The organism is Hymenobacter daeguensis, assembly GCF_054780555.1.
In genome coordinates, this window is the sequence record NZ_BAAGWC010000017.1 from 54,463 (window position 1) to 70,188 (window position 15,726).

Sequence of the window (15,726 nt, forward strand, 5' to 3'; positions counted from 1 at the left end):
GGGCGCAAAAGGCGAGAATCAGGCGCTTACCGGTGGTGAAACAGCAGTTCTTTGATCAGGATGAACGTGCCCATGGCCAGCGTGAACCAGCCAAACGCCGGCTTGAGCCTGGCCCCCGGAATGAAGCGGGCCAGGTAGGTGCCCAGCACGATGCCGCCCAGCGCAAAAGCCAGAAACCCCAGCAGAAACGACCAGGCAATGGGCGTGCCTGCGCTCAAATCGCCGCTGAAGCCGATGAGCGAGTTCAGGGCAATGATGGCCAGCGAAGTGCCCACGGCCAGCTTCATGGGCAGGCGCGCGCCCAGCACCAGCGCCGGAATGATGAGAAAGCCGCCGCCCGCCCCCACAAAGCCCGTGAGCGTGCCCACCACCAGCCCGATGGTGAGGATGAGCGGGTAGTTGAAGGCGTGCTGCTGATGCAGCTCTTCATCGAGCACCCCTTCGGCCTGCTTGCTGCGAATCATCGACGTGGCCGCCGCCACCATCAATACCGCAAACGCCACCAGCACCAGCAAATCCTTGGTGAAAACGATGCTGCCCAGCGTGAACAGCACGCGCGGAATGGCCGGCATGAGCACCTTGCGCACCACAAACACGGCCAGCAGCGACGGCATGAGAAACACCACCGCCGTGCGCAGCGACACCAGCCCCTTGCGGAAGTAGCCCGACGCGCCTACCACCGACGTGCTGCCCACCACAAACAGCGAGTAAGCCGTGCTCAGCACCGGGCTCACGCCCATCAGGTACACCAGCACGGGCACCGTGAGAATGGAGCCGCCCCCGCCCATAATGCCAAGCGAAAGGCCAATGAAGATAGCCGCGAAGTAGCCGAAGTAGTGCAGCATAACGGGTGGGAAGGACGTATGAAATTATGATTGATTGTTCATGTATTGCGGCAAAAAAAGCCGGGCGGCTTACAGAAACGTGCACGCGGCCAGGCACTGTATCACGTCGATGACTTCGCGCATTTTCAGGGCGTAGTAGATGTTTTTGCCGTCGCGGGTGCTGCTCAGAATGCCTTTGAGCTTCATGCCCGAAAGGTGGTGGGAGAGGAGGCTTTGCTCCACGCGCAGCCGCTCGCTGATGTCGGAAACCGACAGGCTTTCGTGGGCCGCCAGCAGCTGCACGATGGCAATGCGCGTGGGGTGCGCCGTGGTTTTGAGGATGAAAGCCACCTTCTCCATCTTCTCAACGGAGAGGCCCATGTCAACAGGTGGAGCAGCGGTGGGAGTCATAGCGGAAGCAAACTTATGAACAGTTGTTCATTTATACAAGTGTGGCGCCTACATTTGTTCCGGCAAGGCTTGCCAGGCTGCCGGTTTCCTTGCTTCTGCTGCCTGGCCGAGCGGGCAGCGCGTCCCGGCTTTTCCAACCCCTAGTTCTGCTCCCACCGATGAACCGCCCCGCTCTCACTTCCTGGCTGCCGCTGGCCCTGCTGGCCCTCGTGTTGCTCACGCCATTGCGCCCCATTGTGCTGGGCAGCCTGCAGCGTGGCCTGCTGGCCACCGGGCTCTGGAACGCAGACGCGCCCGTGGCGCCCGTGGCCGGGATGCCAGTGGTGCTCGCGGGCGGCGCGCCCTACCCGCACCATCTGCCCATTGCCACCCTCGACGGCAAGGCCGTGAACCTGAGCGATCTGAAAGGCAAGGTGGTGTTTGTGAACCTGTGGGCCAGCTGGTGCCCGCCCTGCCGCGCCGAGATGCCGGGCATCGAAGCGCTCTACCAGAAGGTGGACCACTCAAAAATTGCCTTCGTCATGCTTTCGCTCGACGATGACGCTGCCAAGGCCCGCCAGTTTGTGCAGAGCAAGGGCTATACTTTCCCCGTGTACCTGCGCACCGGCGACCTGCCCACCCCGTTCGATTCCAACTCCATCCCGTCCACCGTCATTCTGGGTCCCGATGGGCAGGTGGCCGCCCGCCACGACGGCATGGCCGAGTACGACACGCCCGAGTTCAAAGCCGCCCTCGATAACCTGGCTAAGTCGGCTCGGTAACGGAAGCCGCCGGCCGCGTTTCGATGAGCACCCCGCCCTGCGCATTTTCTACCCGCTGGTTGCTGCCCGGTCAATGCTTCATGAGGCGGGGCCGTGGGCGGCGGTGGCACCAACACCGACGCGGGCTACGGCATTGCCGTGAGCGGCACGAGCGTGTACGTGACGGGGGCCATCACCAACGGCCTGGCCGATGCCAACGCCGTGCGCTTCGGCGGCACGGGCACCACGGCCGGCACCGTGCAGCAGAACGGGGCCAGCACCTCGGCCGGCAACGACCTGGTGATAGCCAAATACACCGATAACGGCACGACGGCCACGCTGAACTGGACGCAGGTGGGCGGCGGCATCGGCAACGACTTCGGCCAAAGCATTGCCGTGAGCGGCGTGCGCGTGCATATGGGCGGCTCGGTGACACCTGCGGCCACGTTCTTGGCCCAGACGGTTGCCGCCCCTGTGGGGACCAGTACCATCGTGCTGGCCAGTCTGGCCGACGCGCCGGTGCCCACGCTCACCAGCCCCTCGACCACCGGCGGCCCCATCGGCACGAGCGTGCCGCTCACGGGCACAAACTTCACCGGGGCCACGGCCGTGAGCTTTAATGGCACGGCGGCCACGAGCTTCACGGTGAACTCGGCCACGAGCATCACGGCCACCGTGCCCACCGGCGCCACCGTGGCCGGTTTCGGCATCGGTAACCCGCTCATCGGCAGCAGCCAAGTCTTCTTCGTGCGTGTGAGCGCTGGCAAGACCAGCGGCAGCCTCACCCTCAACAACGCCAACCGCGTGACCACCTACGCCCAGCAGGCCCCCGTGCGCCGGGGTGCGGCCGATACCCGTCCGCAGCTGCAGCTCATGCTGGCCGGCACGAATGACCCGATTGACGTCAGATTATTCACAGATTCGGCCTGCTACTTGCCGGCGCTATCCTGCGATTTCCTGAACCTGGCTTTTTCTCCGTTGCCGTGAAAATCCTGATTGTTGAAGACGAAGCGCCATTGCGCACCACGTTGCTGGAGTTTCTGCGGCACGGCGGCTACGTGTGCGAAGTGGCCGAAAACTATGCGCAGGCCCACGAAAAAATCAAGCTCTACCAGTACGACTGCGTGCTGGTGGACCTGACCCTGCCCGACGGCTCGGGCCTCGACCTGGTGCGGACGCTCAAGGCCGACCAATCCGTGGCGGGCGTGCTCATCATCTCGGCCCGGGGCTCGCTCGACGACAAGGTGCAGGGCCTGGAGCTGGGGGCCGATGACTACCTGCAAAAGCCCTTTCACCTGGCCGAGCTCAATGCCCGGCTGCGGTCCATCATTCGGCGGCGGCAGTTTCAGGGGCAGCGCCACCTGGTGTTTCGCGACCTCACCATTTTTCCCGACCAGACGCTGGTGCTGGTGAAGGACCAGCCGCTCACCCTCACGCGGCGCGAATACGATTTGCTCCTGTTCCTGCTGGCCAACCCCAACCGGGTGCTCACCAAAGAGGCCATTGCCGAGCACATCTGGGGCGATGATGCCGACATGGCCGACTCGTTCGACTTCATCTATACCCACTTCAAAAACCTGCGCAAAAAGCTGCAGGAACTGGGGGCCGACAACTACATTCGGACCGTGTACGGCCTGGGCTACAAGCTGGAAGCCGCGTGAAGCTCCACGTTCGTACCAACCTTTACTACCTGGCCCTGAGCGCGGTGCTGTTTGTGCTGGGCACCGGCGTGCTGTACATAAGCCTGCAGCGTGCCCTGGCGCATGAGGTGGACGAGCAGCTGCGCCACCAGCAGCAGTACCTGACCGAGCACATCCGGCAAACGGGCGTGCTGCCCACCGTGGCCATCCCGCAGGAGCTGGAGATTGACGGGCCGGCGCGGGCCCCGGGCCTGCGCGATACCGTCCTGTTCAACCCGCTTGAGCACGAGGATATTCCGTTCCGGACGGTGTCGTTTCCGGTGCAGGTGCGGGGCCGGCTCCACTGGCTCACGCTGCGCAAGTCGCTGCTGGAAACGGCCGATGTGCTGAAGGTGATTCTGGCCGTGATGCTGGCCGTGATGACGCTGCTCTTCGGCAGCCTGCTGCTGCTGAACCAGTGGCTGTCGCGCTGGCTGTGGGCCCCGTTTCAGCACACCCTGCGGGTGTTGCGCGGCTACAAGCTGCAGCAGCCGCCGCAGTCGCTGGCGCTGCCCGCCACGCCCATCGACGAGTTCAGCGAGCTGAACCAGGCCGTGGCCCAGCTCACCCGGCGCGTGGCCGCCGACTACCGCGCCCTCAAGGAATTTACCGAAAACGCGGCCCACGAAACCCAGACGCCCCTGGCCATCATGCAGGCCCAGCTGGAGCAGCTGGTGCAGGACCCCGCGCTGCCCGCGCGCGTCACGGGCGCGGTGCAGCTCGTGTACCGGGCCACCATGCGCCTCTCGCGCCTGCACCAGGCCCTCACGCTGCTCAGCAAAATCGAAAACCGGCAGTTTGGCGGCGCCGTTTCCGTGCGCCTCGATGAGCTGATTCGGGAGAAAATCGAGCAGCTGCAGGACTTCATCGAGGCCAAAGACATTGCGCCGGAACTGAATCAGCTGGCCCCGGTAGTGCTCACCATGCACCCGGCGCTGGCCGAGTCGCTGGTGGGCAACCTGCTCCAAAACGCCGTGAAGCACAACCACCGGGGCGGCCTGCTGGCCGTGCGGCTGACCCCCGCCGCGCTCGAAGTCGCCAACAGCGGCCCCGTCCTCACCACCGACCCCATGCTGTTGCTGGGCCGCTTCCGCAAGCAGAACGCTGCCTCCGATTCGCCCGGCCTGGGCCTGTCCATTGCCGGGCAAATCTGCACGTACTACGGCTTTCGGCTGAGCTATTCGTTTGCGCCGGCCGGGGCGCTGCACACGCTGCGCGTGGATTTTGGGGCGGATGGCGTGGTTTCCGGGTGAAGCCGCTGCCGCCAGCGGCGGAGCCAGGAAAAGGATTTGCCGGGCGGCGGGGTGTTGCAGCGGAAACGCCCGCCCTGCGTTCGGCAGGGCGGGCGTTTCCGGCGGTGTCGTGCTGCCTGATTTAGTGCAGGTTGCCCGAGTTATCGGAGGGGTAGGCGCCCAGGTCGCGGCTGGGCGGCGTGATGGCCGTGGCCCCGAAGTTGGCACTGACCGGGATGGCGGGCGAGGTAACCAGCGGCTGGAAGGCCGTGTAGCCCCGGCCAATGGCCGGCGAGGTGGCTTGCAGGCGGAAATTGTAGGTGCCCACGGTGTTTACGTCGGCCAGGCGGCGCACCGGGGCGGGCAGCGTGAAGCCCACGAACAGCGGGTTGTTGCGGCGCAGCACGGCGGTGCCGTCGTACACCTGGCCCGGGCGGTAGCCGGCGGGCAGGAACGAGCTGGGCAGCGGCACGTCGGTGGCCTGGGGCTTGGTGAGGAAGGACGTGGGGTAGATTTCGTTGGCCATGGCCAGCGAGTCCACGTAGTTCAGGTTGTAGCCGTAGCGCAGGTTGGCCGTGTCGGCCACCACCAGCACGTTGCCCAGGTAGTTGCCCGAGCCCACCACGCGCGGGCCGTATTTGCAGTTCACCATCAGGTTGTTGTAGTAGGCGCCGCGCGAGCCTTCCTCGTAGTTGATGGAGCCGCCCCGGCCGGCCGAGTTGCGCCGGTAGCCGCAGTGGATGTACGTGTTGTTGTACATGTAGATGTTGGTCTGGGGGTTTTTGCCGCCGTTGTTCGACGCCTTCGAGCCGTTGGTGGCCGAGCCGATGAACAGGTTGTAGGCCACGTTGCCCGTGGTGCCCGACTTGATGTTGAGGCACTCGCCGCCGGTTTTGCCGCCCTTCTCAAACGTGTTGCGCATCACCTGAATGCGCCCGCCCAGCACCCGAATCGGGTCGTCGGTGCTGCCATACACCCACGAGTCTTCGAGGATGAAGGCACCGGCCGGGTTCTGGAAGAAGATGGGGTAGGTGTTCTTGTTGTTGGCAATGCCGGCCGACACGGGCGAAGTCACCACGTTGCCGCCGCCCATCTCCACGTGCGTCCATTTGATGACCATCAGCGGGCTGGTCACGTCGCCCAGAATGCCGCCCCACAGGCCCTGGTAGGCGGGGTCGGTGGCCGGGTCGGCGGTGGGGCTGTCGGTGTGGGCCACCACGGTGCTGGTGGTGGGGTTTTTGGGGCGGAAGAAAACCGGCTTGGCCTGCGAGCCCAGCGAAAGCAGCGTGCCCTTGATGATGAAGTTGAAGTTGCCCAGCAGGTTCACCTTCACCCCGGGCTGAATCACCAGCGTGTCGCCGGCGTTCACGAACACGTCGGCCGTCACGTTGTACTCCAAATCCTCCTTCATGGTGCCTTTGATGGAGCCGCCCAGCGGCGCGGTGTTGTCCACGGGCTTGCCCACCGAGAAGGTGGGCGTCGAGAGCTGCACTTCGTCGCTCGACTTGTTGCACGCGGCCAGCAGGCCCAGCGCCGCCACGGCCAGCAGGCCGGTTCCGCGCCGGGGAGTTGTAAACAGTTTCATAGGGGGTTGAAAAAAGGGGGTTTGAAAAAGAGAGCGTTGGGAAAAATCAGGGCTGGGCCACGGCGGCCCCCAGCTCCTGAAACTGAAACAGGGCGGGCTGGGCGGGGTCCACGGTCACGCGCACGGCCCCGACGTCGGCCTCGCCGGGCACCTGCAGGCGGGTGAAATTCCGGAGCACCTGCCCGGGCGCGGCCGGGTTCATAAAGGGCTTGTCGATGATGAGGCGGTGCGAGTCGCCGTTCACCAGCAGCACCGGCCGGCCAAAGGCCACGGCGTGCCGGCTCAGCGCGGCCAGGATTTCGGTGAAGCCATCGGCATCCTTGGCGCTTTTCAGCGGGCTGAACATGTCGGCCTGGGTGAAGAGCACCACGCCCAGCCGGCGCTGGGCCGTGGCCTCGGCAAACACCGCCCCGAGCCAGGCCAGGTTGGCCTGCTGGCGGTCGTAGAACTCGCGGTTCTGGCCCTGGGCGTTGGGCACGAAGTTGTTGTTGGTGCCCACCAGGTGCACGGTGGCAAAAGCCACGTTGCCGCTGGTCCAGCGGTTGTTTTCGACGTACGTGGCAAAGCCCGGCATGAGGGCCTGCGAGGTGAGCGCCAGCCTGGTTTTGCCGAAGGAATTGTGGTCCGGGAAGAACAGTCGGCGCACCACGGCCAGCCGTTCCTCGGGGTCGTAGCCGCCGGCTTTGGGGCGGCCGCAGTCGGTCCACTCGTTGTCGCCGGGCGTGTAGATGAGCGGCTGCTCAAACAACTGGAACTCCGCAAAAACCTTCTGGTAAATCTCCTCCGTGCACAGCGTCGCGCCCGATTTGATGTCGCCCACGTGCACGCTGAAGCGCGGGTGCTGGTGGTTCACGGCCCCGATGAGGGCCTCGAAGCGGCCGTAGTCGGCGGGCAGCACGTAGGGCATGTCGCCCAGCGCCACAAAGTCGAACGGGGCATTGGCGGCCGGGCCGCCCCAGGCCGGGTGGCCCGGCCTGGGGCCATGATGGCCGGCGGCACTCGCGGCCACGCTGCCTCCCGCGGCCAGCAGCCCCAGCAAAAAGCGGTTGATGCGTTTCATGGTGAGCAAATGAGGCGGCGGCCGTTAGTTGAGGCGGTAGCGCAGGCCCAGCAGGTAGGTGCGCTGGTAGGTGTCGTGCTCCACCAGAATGCGGTCGGTGTGGGTTTGCTCGGGAGCCGTCATCAGGCTGGTGGTGGGGTTTTGCACCACTTCCACCACGGTGCCGGTGTTCAGCAGGTTGGTGATTTTGAGGAAGGCCGTGAGGTGGTGGGGCAGCTTCTGCTCGGCCGAAAAGTCGAGCTGCGTGGTGGCGCGCTGCCACTGGTCGAGGTCTTTGAAAGGCGACACCGAGTTGATGCGCCGGCCGGTGTACACGGCCGCCAGCTGGGCGTTGAAGCCCGAATTATCATTTTTGTAGAGCAGCGCCAGGTTGCCGATGTGGTCGCTCTGGCCCTGCAGCGGGCGGGTCTGGGTGGGGGCGGTGGGGTATTCGGCGGTGGGCTGGCCGGCTTTGGCGGTGGTCAGGGTGCCATCGGCGGCGCGGTAGTACACGGCCTTGGTGGTGGTGATGGCCGAGTGCGTGTAGGTGTAGTTGCCGGTGAAGCCCAGGTGGCCGAAATACTTGATGACCACCAGCTCAAGGCCGTAGTTGGTGGCGTTGCCGTAGTTGTTGGGCTGGTAATACGAGCTGTTGTTGCCCACCTGGGCGTAGCCGAATTCAATCGGATTCACAATGTTCTTGTAAAACACGCCGCCCAGCAGCTGCGAGTGGGCCGGCCCGTAGTGCTCGAAGCGCAGGTCGTAGTTGTCGGCCTGGGTGTGCAGCAGGGTGGGGTTGCCGCGCGTGGCAATGCCGTCGGCATCGAGGAACACGGCCGGCACCAGCTCCACCAGGCTGGGCCGGCTGATGCCTTTGAAGTAGGACAGGCGCAGGTTCTGGTGCTCGTTCAGCAGGTATTTCAGGTGCACGCTGGGCAGCACGTCCTGGTAGTTGTAGGTGGCATCGCGGCCGGCTTCGGTGGCGGGCAGCTGCGAGTTGTAGCTCTGGTGGGTTTGCTCCAGGCGCACGCCGCCCAATACCTGCAGGCGCTGGGCCAGCAGCAGCTTGGCTTGGGCGTAGCCGGCCGCAATGCGCTCGGTGCCCACGTAGTTGTTGCCGTCGGTGGTTTTGGCCAGCCCGTCGTTGGCGTTGTTGAACACGAACCGGGCCTGGTCGTAGGTCGTGTAGGGCTGCCGGTTGTTGGTACCGGTGCCGGTGGTGGCGGCCAGCAGGTCGTAGTAGTCATAGTAAGCGTTGCGGTCTTTGCTGCGCACCATGCCGCCGGCCGTGAGCTCCAGGTTGTCGGTGGCAGCAAAGCGCAGGTTGGCGTAGCCGGCCACGTCCTGGTCGAGGCTGCGCTGCCACACGTGCGAGATGGACTGCACAAACGTGCCCTGCTGGGTGTTGGCCGCCGTGGCCCGCACAATGGTCACGCCGGTCTGGTCGGGCAGGTCGAAGGTGGCCCGGCCATACACCGCCGACCAGCTCAGGCTAAGCCGGGGCAGCAGCGTGTGGTCGCCCTGCAGGGTTTCGGACCACAGCTGCTGGCGCTGAAACCGCGACCGGTCCTGCACCGGCACATCGCCGCCCGTGCCCAGGTCGTTGGACGTGTAGTGCAGGTGCTGCGCGTCGTCGAGGCGCGTCAGCAGCGAATACAGGCTGAGGCGGTGGCGCGGGCCGAGCACGTAGTCGAGCTTGGCGTGCAGGCCCAAGCGGTTTTGCAGCACGGAGTACTCGCGGCGCTGAATCTCGTCGAACGTAAACGTGTTGGGCTGGGGCTCCGGCTTGGGCTGGCCCAGCGGGTGGTAGTACAGGCGGTCGAAGCCCCGGTAGGTGTTTTGCAGGCTGCCGGCCACCAGCAGGCCCAGCTTGCCATCGCGGGTGCGGTTGCCCAGCGTCAGGCCGAAAAGCGAGTTCACGGGCACCTGGGTGCTGCCGTAGCTCAGGGCTTTGTTGGAGAAATCGCCGGGCTGCGCCAGGTAGCCGGCCGGGTGCGTTTCGCCCGGCGACTTCTCGGCCCGCCCGCCCGTGGGGAAGCCCGCAAACGGCCGGCTCGCAAACAGGTCGCTGTAGCCGCCCGCCGCCGTGGCCCCAATCACCAGGTGGTCGGGGGCCGACTTCATCACCAGGTTCATGGCCCCGCCAATGGCGTCGCCCTCCATGTTGGGCGTCAGGGCCTTCACCACTTCCAGCCGCTCCAGCAGCTCGGCCGGGAAAATGTCGAGCGGCACGTAGCGGTTTTTGGGGTCGGGGCTGGGAATTTTGATGCCGTTGACCAGCGTGTAGTTGTAGCGCCGGTCCATGCCCCGGATGATGGCGTACTGGCCGTCGCCGCTGCCGCTGCGCACCACCGACACGCCCGCCGCCCGCTGCACCACGTTGCCCACCGTCACGTCGGGCGACAGCTCGATGGTGCGGGCCGCGATGATGTTAAGCACGTTATCGGCCTTCTGTTCTGAGTGCCGCGCCGCGCCGGCCGACTCGCGGTCCAGCTGGCCGGCCACCGTCACCTCCGTCAGCTCGTGGCCCGTAGCGGCCAGCCTGAAGTCGGCGTTCGCCGCCGTGCCGGCCTGCAACGTCAGCTGCTGCGGCGCGTAGCCCAGGCTCAAGGCCTCCACGGCCACACTCGCGCCCGCCGCCAGGCCTTTCAGCTGGAAGGTGCCGTCGAGCCCGGTGGCCGTGCCCTGCTGCGTGGCCGGCACCCGCACCGTGGCACCGATGAGCACCTCCCCGGTGCTGGCGTCGCGCACCGTGCCGTGCAGCGTGGCCGTGCGCTGGGCCGTGGCCGACAGGGCCGAAAGCGTCAGCAGCACAGCGAAGAAAAAGGAACAAAAACGGTAATAATTATGCATAAGCCGGGAGTCTTGTAAAGCCAAAACTACTGGCGGCTGCCTGCCAAACAGGGCTATTCAGAATTGCTACAGGAAATGATAAACAGTGCGTTACATAAGCCCATTGCGGGCCTGTCGGGGTAACGGTGCCCTAACGGGAAGGAGATAATTCGGTAGCATTGCCCCGCGCCTCCCTTTATGCTGAAAGCGGAACATCCCTTCGTTCGCTGCTGCAGGAAAGCCAGCCCGGCTTAGGCCAGAAGCATCATCTGCAGCCCAAACCCCACCATCGGGCCTGTGGCCACCACTGCCGGAAATTTCTCTTTCGGGATGCGGCTCAGCAGCAGCCTGCCAGTGTAGCTGCCGCCAATTGATGGCCACGCCGGCCTTTCCTGCCATTTATCGCCGCGTTTCAGGCCGGTAATTGCCCGTTGCCGGCAGCTATGGGCGTGGGCAGTGGTGGCGCCGACAGGCAGAGCGGCCCGCAAAAGCCATTGGGTTTTCAGGAATGGGAGCGGGTAATCAGGAAGGGTATCAATGAAATAATGATGATGGCGAGAAGCGCCCCGGAACCATCTACCAGCCGGCCTGACTAGCCCCAAATCAGCACCAGGGTGCCGCCGATAATCATGAGCGCCCCGAGCGCGGCGTGCAGCGTCAGCTTTTCGCCCAGAAAAACCACCGACAGCACGATGGCAATGGCCACGCTGAGCTTATCGACCGGGGCCACCTGCGACACCTTGCCCAGCTGCAACGCCCGGAAGTAGAACACCCAGGAAAGCCCCGTGGCCAGCCCCGACAAGCCAATGAAAACCCAGTTGGTGCGCGTGAGCAGGCCAATCTGGTCCAGCCCGCCCCGGAAATAGACGATGCCCCAGGCCAGCACCAGAATCACGACGGTGCGGATGGCGGTGGCCAGATTGGAATCGACGCCTTTGATGCCGATTTTGGCCAGTACGGCGGTGAGGGCCGCGAACAGCGCGGAGAGCAAGGCATATATCCACCACATAAGAAACGAGCGCGACTAAGAGGATGAGCAGGAATTCGGCAAAGCTGGTCAGAACGTCGTGTTTCGACTCTGCCCGGATGAGCGGGCGCGCTTCGGAAACAAAAATCCACCGAAATTCTGTCTGAATCCTGGCGATATTGGGAACCGTTCTTCACGTCCGGCTCATGGCCGGTACTCCAGATTGGCCCGCTTCACCCGGGCGGTAGCCGCCCCATTCAACCCCCACTCTGCCGATGCCTGCTCCCGATGACGCTGCGTTGAACGAACGCCTGGCCCAGCTGCGGCAGACGAATCCTTCGGCCTTCATCGAATTGTTGTTCAAAACCTTTTATGCCCCGCTGGGCGCGGTGGCGTACCGCGTGGTGCCCGACCGGGCCGTGGTGGAAGACCTGTTGCAGGACGTGTTTATGAAAGTGTGGCAGGGCCTTGCCGAGCTGCCCGCAATAGCTTCGTACCGGGCCTACCTCACCCGCATGGCCCTGAACGCGGCCCTGCGCTACCGCCAGCGCGACCAGCGCCAGGTGGCCTGGGACGAGGCCCCGCCCGACACCGCTCCCGTGGCGCCCGATGCGCTTGCCCAGCTGCACGCCGCCGAAGCCACCGATGCCATAGCCGCCGCGCTGGGCAAGCTGCCGCCGCAGTGCCGGGTCGTGTTCGAGCTGAGCCGCTACGAGGAAATGAGCTACCAGCAGATTGCCGACGCGCTGGAGCTTTCGCCCAAAACCGTAGAAAACCAGATGGGCAAGGCCCTGCGCATTCTGCGCCAGGAGCTGGCCGGTGTGCTGCGAAATCTGTATGGGCTGCTGCTTTATTTTGCCGCGATGCGCCTGGCGGGCTTGCCGGCAGCCGGCCCGGCCGCGCCGGTACCAGGCCAGTCGATATGGTTTGGGGAGTCGCGTAGGGGTAGCGGGCCGCCTGTGTATCTGATAAAAGCCGCGCCCGTATCCCGAAACCAGTAGCTATGACGCCTTTCTACGCCGACCCGCCCGATGCTCCGTGGGAGCTGCTGGCCCGCCATTTAGCCGCCGAGGCCTCGCCCGCCGAGCGGACGGCACTGCGCGAGTGGGTGCAGGCCGACCCCACGCACCTCCAAATCCTGACCACCGTGACCCGCGCCTGGGAGCGGGCCGGCGAAGCCGCCGCCGCCCCCGTGCTCTTCTCGCCGGCCGATGTGGAAGCCGCCTGGCAGCGCTTCCGGCCCCTGATAGCGCCGGCGGAAGTGGCTCCGCCGCCTGTGCCGGCAGAACTAAAACGGGCGGAAGCAATGCCGGCTTCGCCCGCCCGGCCCGCTGCCCGGCCGCTGTGGCCCATGCAGCGGCGGCAGCGCAGGCGCTGGCAGCTGGCGGCCGGGCTGGTGCTGCTGTTTGGCGCGGGCTACTGGCTGCGCGGGCTGTTTTCCCAGAAGCCTGAAACCGTGCTGACGTATGCCAGCGCCGCCCGGCGGCAGGTGGTGCGGCTGCCCGATGGCAGCACGGTGTGGCTCAACGCCCATTCGCGGCTGCGCTATGCCTGGGCCGGACCCAAGGCGCGCGCGGGCCTGCGCAACGTGCAGCTTACCGGCGAGGCCTATTTTGAAGTGGCCCACAATCCGGCCCGGCCCTTTGTGGTGCACACCACCACGGCCCGGGTGCGGGTGACGGGCACGGCCTTCAACGTGCGCGCCTTTGCCGCCGAAGACTCGGTAGAAGTGAGCGTGACGCACGGCCGCGTGTGGCTGGTGCGCCAGGCCGCGCCCGACAGCATTCTGCTCACGGCCAATACCCGCGCCGCGCTGCACGCCACCGATGCGCCCGGCCGCGTGGCCCACCAGCTGCACCGCACCCCGGCCGAGGGCGGAAACTTCCGCGCCTGGCAGACCGATACCCTGCACTTCGAGGAGGCGTCGGTGGCGCAGGTGGTTCGCACCCTGCGCGTCACCTTCGGCACGACCGTGGAGCTGAGCAGCCCGCAGCTGGGCCAGTGCCGCTTCACGGGCACGTTTGCCCGGCCGCAGCCCGGCCAGGTGCTGGCCGTGCTGGCCGCCACCACGGCCAGCCAGCTCATGCCCGATGGACGCGGCGGCTACCTGCTGCAAGGTGCCGGCTGCGCGGCGCCCGCCCCCGCATCGGCTGATGCATCTGCCGCCGGGCCCGTTCAGCGCACACCCCGGCCGTGAAGCGAGTACGTCGATATTGGGGAGGGCGGCTGGCGGTAGCGGCGGCGTGGATGCGGCTGTTGCTGACTGCCCCGGCGGCGGCAGCCCAGCCGGTTTCGCCGGCGCTGGTGCTGCTGGTGCAGCCCCGGCCGGGCCCGCGTCCGCTGGGCGAGGTGCTGGCCGAGCTTTCGCGCCAAAGCCATCTGCCCTTCAGCTACAGCAGCTCGCTGGTGCCAACGGGACGCCGCTGCGTGCTGCGCCCCGGTCCGCCCCGGCCGCTGGCGGCGGTGCTGCGCGAGATTCTGGAGGATGAGCAATTGTCTTTTGGCCTTGTGGGCGGGCAGCTCGTGCTCTGGCCGAGCCGCCTTGGGGTGCCCACGGGCGTGGTGGCCGTGAATGGCCGGCCCGAACCGACGGCCCCGGTGGCCGCTGTAGCAGCCGGGGCCGCCGGTTCGGCAAGGAGTTCACTGGCGCCTGCTTCGTTGGCGGCGAATGCCGGCCCTGCCAGAGCCGCGAAAGCCCTGGCAAATCCGGCCGTGGCGGCCCGCCGCGCAACTGGCAATGGCCGGAGCGAGGTGGAAAAGGAATCGATTGGAAGCGTGCCTGCCAAAGCAGCGCCCACCGCTCAAACAACCGGCCGGCCGGCCGCCAGCCGCCACCGGCCGGCTCCGGCAGTTGCCCTGAAAGCAGCCTCCGGCGCTGCTGCTACCGCCGCCGTGGCGGCGACAGCGGCTGATAGCCGGGGGAGAGACGCTGGAAAAGCCGCCTTAAAAGCAGCCGCTCCCAACGCTTCCGGGCCGCAGGCGGCGGCCGGCGCGCCCGCGCGGCAGGCCCTTATTCGACCAGCAAAAGGGCCGGCCGGCGGCCTGGCCAGCGAGGCGGCACCCGGGCGAGCGGGGGCCTCCCACGGGGCGGCCGCAGCTGCCGTCGCGGGCGGGCCGCAGGTCCGTAATAATTCTGCCGCCCGGAGCCCGGGCCGCCGGATTTCAGCTTCCGGGCCATCGGCTCCGGCTGCGCAGGCCGGCAAACGGGCCCCGGCAATACCCGTCGGAATCGACCGGCCGGAAGCGGATTTGCTGGCCCCGCTTGCTGGCCGACCCATTGCTTCGGGCCTGCAAAGCAGCCCGCCGCCCGTGCTGCCGGGCAACCCAGGCGCCGCCCCGGCATCTGACACCCCGCCGCCCGCCGCTACTGCCTCGCCGCCGAAGCAGCAAACCAGCCTGGCGGCCCTGGCGGGCCCCAAATACCTGCACGGCGAGGCCGCCATTGGCGAAACGCTGGTGCTGAGTGGGGTGGGCAAGGTGGGTTTCCAGCGGGCGTATCTGGTGCTGGGGGCGGGCATAGTGGGCGGCGGCCGGCAGGGCGGCGGCGGCTTCGGCATTGGCCTGGGCACGGCCGGCCAGGCGCGGGGGCGCTTCACGCCCAGCCTGGAGGTGCTGGGCTGGTTTCTGGGCGGGGGGCGGGAATCGGGAGCAGACCACAGCCAGCTGGTGCAGCTGCGCCCCGCCCTGGCCTGGCAGCTCAGGCAGGGCAGCCGCTGGCAGCTCATCGGCGGGCCCACCTTCAACCTGGCCACCGCGCGCACCGAAGGCAACGCCGCCGACCGCTGGCCGCTTGGGCATGACCAATGGCTTTGGCTGAATTCCGGCGACGAGCACAGCAGCGTCCGGCTGTGGCCGGGCCTGCAGCTGGGCGTGCGGTTTTAGCCGCACCATCCGCACACAGAACGGTCCGGCGAAGCAAGATGCTTCGCCGGACCGTTCTGTGTGCAGCCGGCCGGTGCCTTAGTTGGAGCCTCTGCCGGTGGTAGAGGTCGTAGTCGTGGTGGTAGTGGGCGTAACGGCCGTGATGCAGCCCAGCTCCACGGTCTGGCCGTTGGCAGCGGTGCTGCCGCTGCCGCACTTGCCTTTGCCGGTAGAGTAGCCCACCGTGACGGTCTGGCCGGCGGTGGCGTTGAAATTGGTCCAGGTGGTGCCGGTGGGCACCACGTAGGAGCCATTGGCCAGCTGCAGCACCAGGCCGGTGCCGGCCTGCTCTACCACCGTGGCCGCAATGGCGCACACGCTGGCATCGGGGCCTTCGCTTTCGTGTTTCTGGCAGCTGCTGAGCAGGGGGCTGGCGCTCAGGCCGAGGAGGGCAATGGCGGCGAATACACGGCCGCGAACAGTAATCCGGTTCATAAAAGAAATGGAAAAAGGGTTGGAAAAATGGGGTTGAGAAATGGGTAAGCGGTAAGTGAAA

Annotated in this window: 14 protein-coding genes; 7 read left to right on the forward strand and 7 right to left on the reverse strand. The window is 66.3% G+C overall.

The features are described from left to right. Positions 1-26: 26 nt before the first annotated feature. Together ACYVHT_RS16885 and ACYVHT_RS16890 are read right to left on the reverse strand one after the other, a co-directional pair. Positions 27-845 (reverse strand): sulfite exporter TauE/SafE family protein, encoded by an 819-nt coding sequence (locus tag ACYVHT_RS16885; protein ID WP_460554453.1) that lies wholly within the window; start codon positions 843-845, stop codon positions 27-29. A gap of 69 nt (positions 846-914) precedes the next feature. Then, positions 915-1,235, reverse strand: coding sequence for an ArsR/SmtB family transcription factor (locus ACYVHT_RS16890; protein WP_460554456.1), 321 nt, complete (start codon positions 1,233-1,235; stop codon positions 915-917). A gap of 158 nt (positions 1,236-1,393) precedes the next feature. Here ACYVHT_RS16890 and ACYVHT_RS16895 point away from each other — a divergent pair, with 158 nt between their 5' ends. From ACYVHT_RS16895 to ACYVHT_RS16910, 4 genes are all read left to right on the forward strand, one after another. Then, a complete protein-coding gene (locus ACYVHT_RS16895) occupies positions 1,394-1,996 on the forward strand; it encodes a TlpA family protein disulfide reductase (RefSeq protein ID WP_460554459.1) in 603 nt (200 codons plus the stop codon). A gap of 93 nt (positions 1,997-2,089) precedes the next feature. Beyond that, complete coding sequence (locus ACYVHT_RS16900; RefSeq protein WP_460554462.1) at positions 2,090-2,962, forward strand: hypothetical protein; 873 nt, start codon at positions 2,090-2,092, stop codon at positions 2,960-2,962. Further along, positions 2,959-3,636, forward strand: a complete 678-nt coding sequence (locus ACYVHT_RS16905; RefSeq protein WP_460554465.1) for a response regulator transcription factor — start codon at positions 2,959-2,961, stop codon at positions 3,634-3,636. Before ACYVHT_RS16900 ends, ACYVHT_RS16905 begins: the two co-directional genes overlap by 4 nt. After that, positions 3,633-4,907, forward strand: coding sequence for a sensor histidine kinase (locus ACYVHT_RS16910; protein ID WP_460554468.1), 1,275 nt, complete (start codon positions 3,633-3,635; stop codon positions 4,905-4,907). The genes ACYVHT_RS16905 and ACYVHT_RS16910 overlap by 4 nt, the downstream gene beginning before the upstream one ends. A 121-nt stretch (positions 4,908-5,028) precedes the next feature. Here the strand turns inward: ACYVHT_RS16910 and ACYVHT_RS16915 are convergent, their stop codons facing one another. From ACYVHT_RS16915 to ACYVHT_RS16930, 4 genes are all read right to left on the reverse strand, one after another. Next, positions 5,029-6,471 (reverse strand): hypothetical protein, encoded by a 1,443-nt coding sequence (locus tag ACYVHT_RS16915; RefSeq protein ID WP_460554471.1) that lies wholly within the window; start codon positions 6,469-6,471, stop codon positions 5,029-5,031. A 46-nt stretch (positions 6,472-6,517) separates the two neighbouring features. Further along, positions 6,518-7,531, reverse strand: coding sequence for a metallophosphoesterase (locus ACYVHT_RS16920; protein WP_460554474.1), 1,014 nt, complete (start codon positions 7,529-7,531; stop codon positions 6,518-6,520). A 24-nt stretch (positions 7,532-7,555) separates the two neighbouring features. After that, positions 7,556-10,324 (reverse strand): TonB-dependent receptor, encoded by a 2,769-nt coding sequence (locus tag ACYVHT_RS16925; protein ID WP_460554476.1) that lies wholly within the window; start codon positions 10,322-10,324, stop codon positions 7,556-7,558. Positions 10,325-10,934: 610 nt separating this feature from the next. Beyond that, positions 10,935-11,351, reverse strand: a complete 417-nt coding sequence (locus ACYVHT_RS16930) for an EamA family transporter (protein WP_460554479.1) — start codon at positions 11,349-11,351, stop codon at positions 10,935-10,937. Positions 11,352-11,584: 233 nt separating this feature from the next. On the opposite strand from ACYVHT_RS16930, the gene ACYVHT_RS16935 reads away from it, so the two are divergent. From ACYVHT_RS16935 to ACYVHT_RS16945, 3 genes are read left to right on the forward strand one after another with little or no spacing between them, the layout of a single operon-like run. After that, entirely contained in the window at positions 11,585-12,310 is a 726-nt protein-coding gene (locus tag ACYVHT_RS16935) for an RNA polymerase sigma-70 factor (protein WP_460554482.1), read from the forward strand. Between the two features lie 2 nt (positions 12,311-12,312). Next, positions 12,313-13,506 (forward strand): FecR family protein, encoded by a 1,194-nt coding sequence (locus tag ACYVHT_RS16940; RefSeq protein ID WP_460554485.1) that lies wholly within the window; start codon positions 12,313-12,315, stop codon positions 13,504-13,506. After that, complete coding sequence (locus ACYVHT_RS16945; protein ID WP_460554488.1) at positions 13,503-15,191, forward strand: hypothetical protein; 1,689 nt, start codon at positions 13,503-13,505, stop codon at positions 15,189-15,191. The genes ACYVHT_RS16940 and ACYVHT_RS16945 overlap by 4 nt, the downstream gene beginning before the upstream one ends. A 78-nt stretch (positions 15,192-15,269) precedes the next feature. Here ACYVHT_RS16945 and ACYVHT_RS16950 read toward each other — a convergent pair whose 3' ends face one another. Next, positions 15,270-15,665 (reverse strand): hypothetical protein, encoded by a 396-nt coding sequence (locus tag ACYVHT_RS16950; protein ID WP_460554491.1) that lies wholly within the window; start codon positions 15,663-15,665, stop codon positions 15,270-15,272. Positions 15,666-15,726: the final 61 nt, after the last annotated feature.